Genomic DNA, 227 nt, shown 5'->3' on the forward strand with positions numbered 1-227 from the left:
GGATCGTGTCGCCGATGCCCTGGCTGAGCAGCGCGCCGAAGGCGACCGCCGACTTGATCGTGCCCTGGAAGGCGGGACCGGCCTCCGTGACGCCGAGGTGCAGCGGGTAGTCGCACTGCGCGGCGAGCTGCTTGTACGCCTCGATCATCACGACCGGGTCGTTGTGCTTGACGGAGATCTTGATGTCCCGGAAGTCGTGCTCCTCGAACAGGGACGCCTCCCACAGC

The 227-nt window shown here is 67.0% G+C and carries 1 protein-coding gene; it reads right to left on the minus strand.

Translation table 11 applies throughout. The features are described 5' to 3' along the window. Positions 1-227, minus strand: a 227-nt coding sequence (locus GTY47_RS32885) for a flavodoxin-dependent (E)-4-hydroxy-3-methylbut-2-enyl-diphosphate synthase (RefSeq protein WP_040903525.1), incomplete at both ends; no start/stop codon positions are given.

The organism is Streptomyces sp. SID5464, from assembly GCF_009862985.1.
Classification (GTDB): domain Bacteria; phylum Actinomycetota; class Actinomycetes; order Streptomycetales; family Streptomycetaceae; genus Streptomyces; species Streptomyces chartreusis_D.